5 protein-coding genes and 1 pseudogene are annotated in these 6,269 nt (G+C 59.3%); 5 read left to right on the top strand and 1 reads right to left on the bottom strand.

Going from position 1 to position 6,269, the window contains the following annotated elements:
• Positions 1-74 precede the first annotated feature (74 nt).
• Complete coding sequence (locus tag ABQJ48_RS05450; RefSeq protein WP_367836499.1) at positions 75-461, bottom strand: GtrA family protein; 387 nt, start codon at positions 459-461, stop codon at positions 75-77.
• A gap of 715 nt (positions 462-1,176) precedes the next feature.
• On the opposite strand from ABQJ48_RS05450, the gene ABQJ48_RS05455 reads away from it, so the two are divergent.
• The 5 genes and pseudogenes from ABQJ48_RS05455 to ABQJ48_RS05475 all read left to right on the top strand — a co-directional run.
• Positions 1,177-2,196 carry a glycosyltransferase family 2 protein gene (locus ABQJ48_RS05455; RefSeq protein ID WP_367836501.1) on the top strand — a complete coding sequence of 340 codons (1,020 nt, stop codon included), beginning with the start codon at positions 1,177-1,179 and terminating at the stop codon, positions 2,194-2,196.
• A gap of 338 nt (positions 2,197-2,534) precedes the next feature.
• The gene (locus tag ABQJ48_RS05460; RefSeq protein WP_367836503.1) at positions 2,535-3,356 is read left to right on the top strand and encodes a 2OG-Fe(II) oxygenase; all 822 of its coding nucleotides are present in this window, start codon (positions 2,535-2,537) and stop codon (positions 3,354-3,356) included.
• 677 nt (positions 3,357-4,033) lie between these two features.
• Positions 4,034-5,134, top strand: coding sequence for a glycosyltransferase (locus ABQJ48_RS05465; RefSeq protein ID WP_367836505.1), 1,101 nt, complete (start codon positions 4,034-4,036; stop codon positions 5,132-5,134).
• A gap of 6 nt (positions 5,135-5,140) precedes the next feature.
• The gene (locus tag ABQJ48_RS05470) at positions 5,141-5,323 is read left to right on the top strand and encodes a hypothetical protein (RefSeq protein WP_367836507.1); all 183 of its coding nucleotides are present in this window, start codon (positions 5,141-5,143) and stop codon (positions 5,321-5,323) included.
• Between the two features lie 340 nt (positions 5,324-5,663).
• Positions 5,664-6,269: pseudogene (locus ABQJ48_RS05475) on the top strand (hypothetical protein); the annotation flags it as partial.

A 6,269-nucleotide genomic window follows, 5' to 3' on the forward strand; every position in this document is an offset into this window, starting at 1 on the left:
GGTTTTCTCCTTTTCATCGGTCGATGTGGAAACGTATATGCAGGTGCGCAGCGCCAGTGCGTGCGGACAGTGCTTTAGGGGGGCGCGGCGCGGAACGACCAGAGCGAATTGACGATGAAGCCGGTCACTAGCACACAAGCGGTGCTGACGCACTGCGCGACGAGATACTGCACGTGCAAGCGGTCGGCTAGCGCGCTCATCACCACTGCATTGATCATCACGCCAACGGCTGCGACGCAGAAAAACCGTGGTGCAGCCCGCCCGTGGCGCGCGGTGCTCTTGAAGGTCAGGCGATAGTTGAGCAAGTAGTTAACACATGCGCCGACCATGGCGCCGATGGTCGACGCCACCACGGCGCTCGCCGCATGCATCGCCACCAGCCCAATCAGCACTGCGTATTGCACGGCCGTCCCGACCAACCCGATCAGGGCATACTTGGCGAACGTGAAGACACGGCTCATCACCATGAGCCATGTCAATCCGGGTCGTCGCATCGTCATGAATTCGTTTTCGCCGCATGTGCGCCGAGGTCGCAGACGTACGCAGCGATGCACAGGACCCGCTCATAGCACATCGATTCGTAATGGCGCTCAGGCGGTGCAACGTTCGATAACAGCTGCTCCCGGCACCGCGAGCCGGTCCAGCAACACATCCGCCTGGACGCCCGACTGCATCGGATCACGCTGTTTCCGCGGATTAGTGGGGCCGGGCGCATAGTACTCGCAGCGAAAGGGCGAAATCGCTGGTAGGAGAACGACCTCACTGGCCAGCAAGAAGTCCTGACGCGAATGCGCAAGGAATTCGCGATCAGAGCAACGGCAAAGATCGCCATGACAATCGGCCACAACAGCGTCTGCACGGACGCGACGTCGCGTGTCGGAACGGGGACCGATCCGCCATCGGAGCGTGAATGTCGCAGCGGTGCGCCTGCTTCAGAACTCAAAATGTGTCCTCCCGTAGCCCTCAACTATTAACAGAACGCGGCCGAGGGAAAAGTGCAATTGTCGTCGCGATTATTACTCAACAGCACCTATCGACGTATGCGTGTTACCGCACGGACAGGGGGCTTTCGACAACCCAAAGTAGGATTTGTGACTCCAAAGTGCCAGCGTCACCGAACGACGTGAGGAGTCCGCGGCTCGCTGCCGTTGTCCTGCCCTTCGCGCTGAGGCCCATATGCTGCTATCGCTAGTCGTGCCGTTCTACAACGAGGAAGAGGCCGTCGAATTTTTTTTTGCTCGTGTCGTACCGGTCGTATCCACCCTTGATGGATTCGACTATGAGATCGTCTGCATCGACGACGGCAGCCGCGACTCGACAGTCACGAAGTTACGGACAATCGGACGTAATGTCGGCCATGTGAAGATCGTCGAACTTACCCGCAATTTCGGTAAGGAAGCCGCTCTGACTGCCGGCCTCGATGAGGCGAACGGCGACCTTATCGTGCCGTTCGACGCTGATCTGCAAGACCCGCCCGAGGTGATCCCGCGTTTGATCGAAAAGTGGCGCGAGGGCTACGACGTTGTGCTCGCGAAGCGTAGCAACCGCGACACCGATACTTTCGCGAAGCGCAAATGTGCGGCGATGTTCTATCGCGCGCACGACGCGCTGACTAACCTGCACATGCCTGATAACGTCGGTGACTTCCGTCTGTTCACGCGGGAGGTTCTCGAATCGATATGCCGGTTGCCGGAGAGGCAACGCTTCATGAAAGGGCTGTTTGCGTGGGTTGGATACAAGACGGCGGTGGTGGAGTATGTGCGCGAGCCGCGCATCGCGGGCAAAACCAAGTTCTCGGGCTGGAAGCTATGGAACTTCGCTCTTGAAGGCTTTACAAGTTTCAGCACGTTGCCGCTGCGCATCTGGACGTATGTCGGCATGCTGGTGGCTTCTTCAGCTCTATGCTATGCAGCTTTCATGGTGATTCGTACGCTACTGCAAGGTAATCCGGTGCCCGGTTATGCTTCGCTCGCCAGCATCATGCTATTCCTCGGCGGAATACAGTTAATGGGGATCGGCGTAATCGGCGAATATATCGGGCGGATCTATTTCGAGGCGAAGCGGCGGCCCGTCTATTTGATTCGCAAACGCTATGAAACCGCTACGACGCGCGCCGGACAGAACCGCGCGACGTTATCCAGTGTTGCCACGGATGGCGTCTCGGGTATGGTCACTTTCGAGTCAACGCAGGTGTAGCACATCCGGGTTCGACAGTTAATCTCCAACGTCCGACGTATAAGGGATCTGCAACTCCTCAGCCGAAAAGACCTTCGGGAGGAAGCGCGGATACGCTGTACGTTCAACGGTGGCCATGGGCCGGATCTCGAAGGGGCCTGAGTGTAGCGGAAATGCCCTCACCTCTTTATTGCCAACGTGACAACGGTGTTTGCACCACACACTTCGAGAGAAACCGCGCTGGTCTGACTCTTAAGAACCGTATTAAATCGAACCCAAGGGCCACGCGGCGGCTACTCTCTCGGCGGACGAAATAGTCCTTCATGTCAATCCAAAGGTGCGAAGAGGAATCTATGGAAATGCAGCGGACAGACATTGGCCAGTTGATCGCAGCGCGGCTGCGAGACAATCTGAATGCGGCCCGCCGTCAGTGGCAGGGAAGTGCGCCCGTGCAGCACTTCTTCGTCGACGACATCCTTCCGGAGGAGCTGGCCACGACGATACGGCGTGGCTTTCCCGACGCGTCGACAATGATGCTTCGCAAAAACCTGCGCGAACTGAAATACGTATCGGCCCAAATGAACCGCCATGCGCCGATTCTCGAGGAAGTGATCTATGCTTTCCAGGAACCGGAGGTAGTGAATCTCGTGATGCAGATCACCAGCCTGGCTTCGCTATATCCGGACGAACATCTGTACGCCGGCGGCATTTCGATGATGGGCCGCGGGCACTTCCTAAACCCACATCTGGACAATTCGCACGACAAGGATCGCCAGCGTTATCGCGTCTTGAATCTGCTGTACTACGTGTCGCCGGGCTGGCGCGCGGAGAACGGTGGCAATCTCGAAGTATGGCCGCACGGCCCGAAGGCGGAGCCTATCACGATTGTCAGCCAGTTCAACCGCCTCGCCGTGATGATAACGAACCCGCATTCGTGGCATTCGGTCTCGCCGAATCTGACTGACGAACCGCGCTGCTGTGTGTCGAACTACTACTTCTCCGATCATCCGGCGGGCGAGGCCGCATACTTCCACCCGACCTCGTTTCGTGGCCGCCCCGAGCAGCCGGTCCGCGATGTCTTGCTGCGAGCCGACGCGACCGCGCGGGGTCTCGTGCGCAAGGTTTTCCCGAAGGGCGTAGTTGCGAACAAGCACGTCTATAACAAGGAAAGCAAGGAGTGAGTCTGCAGACATGCCTCCGCCTGCCAAGGCGCTCGCCGACCGGACAGAATCATTAGCAATGTGTATTGACGGATTGTCCAGCCACATTGGTATAGCAATCAACGGGAGGCTGAACCTGTGGAGTGGTACGTAAGCTCGGTCTTGAACCGGTGGAGCGTATATCAAAAGGGTGGCTCGGGGCTGCTCCTGGCTGCATTATTTGCAGTGCCTGCATCGCGTCAGCCAGCAGCAGATTCCTGCAAACAGCATCTACATTTGTTTCGCCAACTCTTCTGGTCAGCTCTTCTCTGATAGCTGGGCTTCGGTAATTCACATCAGAGGTGCCCGCTGCAGAGTTTGCAAAGCCTGAACGTAGCAATTCGTCATGCAGCGAGACGCAGGCTGCTCAGACCCTGCGACACTTACGGAAGCGTGCGTCAACGGGTCCAATCGGCGTCCAATGACCAGATTCGAATTGGAGGATGAGTTGCAATCACCGGTTCGCGAGTTCACGTTGGCCACGCTACATCTATAAGCCGCACGAACGATGAAGCCTGGCGTCTCTGACGCTGTGCGACTGGATGTAGGCGCGGTATGAAAAACGTGAAGCGGACGTGGACGCTGCTTCGACTGGATCGCGATGATGTCTTTGGGCGGGGACCGTTGAGTGTCCGCCATGGAGTGAAGGGGTTATTCGGATGAAAATGCTATTTGTCTCACCTTTTCTGCCTCAGAAAAACGCGCGGCAAGCTGGGCACCGGTTGGCTTTCGATTATCTGACCAAGCTGAGTGCTGAAAACGATGTCGATGTGGTGCTCATCTCGCGTTTGCCGATCGAGGACAAACACATCGAGTTCCGGCAGAACGTGGGGAATGTCTACGTGAAGTATGTGAACACGTTCGACCTGATACCGTCGTTCCTCGCCGATCCGCTGCATTTCGCACCGCGCTTTTTCACGCGATATACCAAAGCCATCAGCAGATTTCTTTGCGACCTGATCGAAAAAAACGGCTATGACACGGTACGGCTGGAGTTCTCGCAGTGCTTTTCGTATGCGTTCGATCTCAAACGCCGCTTTGGCGACAAGACCAGGATCGAGCTGGGCATGCACGACGTGTTTATCCAGATGGTGCTGCGCACCAAGAGCATCGAAGGACGGCTCTTCGCGAAGCAGACATTCGACTGCGAACAGCGCCTGATGAAGGTCGCGGACAAGGTACTCGTACTATCGAACAAGGATGCGCACCTGGTTCAGGGGCTTTATGCTGGCATCGCTTCGTTGCAGGTCGTGCCGATCCCGCTGCCGGATTTCCTGAAAGCCGTGCGCCGTACGAAAGACACCGTGAAGAAAGGCAACATCCTGTTCTGGGGCGCTATGCAGCGCAGGGAAAACGAAGAGGCGCTGCTCAACTTCGTCGAGTCGACGTTCCTGCCGCTGCGCCGACGCGGCCTCGGGCTGAAACTGTTCGTGGTCGGCTCGGACCCGAGCGAGCGCGTCAAGCGCCTGAATAGCGACGATATCTGCGTGACCGGTTTCGTGGCCGACCCGGGCAAGTATTTCGAATCCGCCGATATCGGCGTGGTGCCGCTGCTCTCGGGTGCGGGCGTCAAGCTGAAGACACTGGAAATGCTGGCGGCCAGGCTGCCGGTCGTGTCGACGCCATTGGGCGCGGAAGGAGTGGATCACGACGGCGGTTTGCTCAACATCTGCGAGATCGAGCAGTTCGCGGCTGTCATCGAGCGTATCTACCTGGGAGGCACACGCAGCGTCGATGCCTCGGAGGCATGTCAGGCGTAAAAGAAAATGATCGCGACGATCGCTTTTTTACTCGCCGCAGTGCTCTGCTCGACTCGCGGAGTGCTGGAGTCCGAAATGGGAAGGAGTGCGGCGTACCTGGTGCAGGTCGGCGGCATCGTCGGTCTGCTCATGTGGTACGTCTCGCCCGCCGCGTTGGGCTCCTATTCCCGGCGCGACGGAACCATCTGATGCGCGAAGCGTGGCGCGGTGGCACGCCGTTCGAGGCCGAATGGGTGCTGCGCATGGCAAGCGGGCTACCGCGTGCTCTGCGTGCCGGGCGCACGGCTCACCCTCGCGCATCAGCGGGCGTCCGCCTCGGGTTTTCTGAGCAAGGCGGCACGGCGTCACATGAACACCACTGGCGGTTTAGCCGCAAATACCGCTTGCCGCTCTTCACGCCACGCGGCGGACGGGGACTGATGCGCGGGTCCAGGCCGCAGCCGGTTCTCATCGACGCGCGCCCTTGGCGTGAAGCAGCCGCAAACCGCGGAATGAAGTCATGTGTTGTACGAACAGGACAACCAACGTTATGGTGACTAAGACCCGGCGGCAGACCATCAAGACTCTTGTGCTCGGCGGGCTGGCCGGGGCCGGCGCGACAACAGCCGAAATTGGCCTCGCGGGCGCTGCGAGCAGCGCGCCGCACGGGACGGACTCGCTCACGAGCGCCGGCACCGCCGACCGTGTACTCGGCAACGACGGGCTGATGATCGCCCGCGACGGTGTCGCGCACGACGTGAAGATCAGGCAGGTCGCCGCGTATGTGCAGAACCATCCGTTTCCGGACCCGGTTGCGCCCAGCTATTTGAAGACGCTCAGCGACATCGTGGCGGGGCAGGAAGTGAGCGTGGCGCGCTTCATCGATCCACGCAAGCTGGCCGCGATCCAGCGGGGCACGTCCAGTGACGATTGCGGCGCTGACCTGAACGCCGCGTTCCAGAGCGGCGCGCGCGGCTTCTATATGCCGCGCGGCATCTGGCGCTTTACCGGCGACCTGAGGACGCCACCCGGGTCGAAATTGCGCGGCGACGGCGGCGGCGAATACACGGTGATCACCGAAGGTCAACTGGCCGCGACGGTGCTCGAGAGACAGGACACCGGCGGCCCGAAGTCGGCCGTGCTGACGCTGGGGGAG

Origin of the sequence: Paraburkholderia suaedae, assembly GCF_040812055.1 — a bacterium.
Lineage (GTDB): Bacteria > Pseudomonadota > Gammaproteobacteria > Burkholderiales > Burkholderiaceae > Paraburkholderia.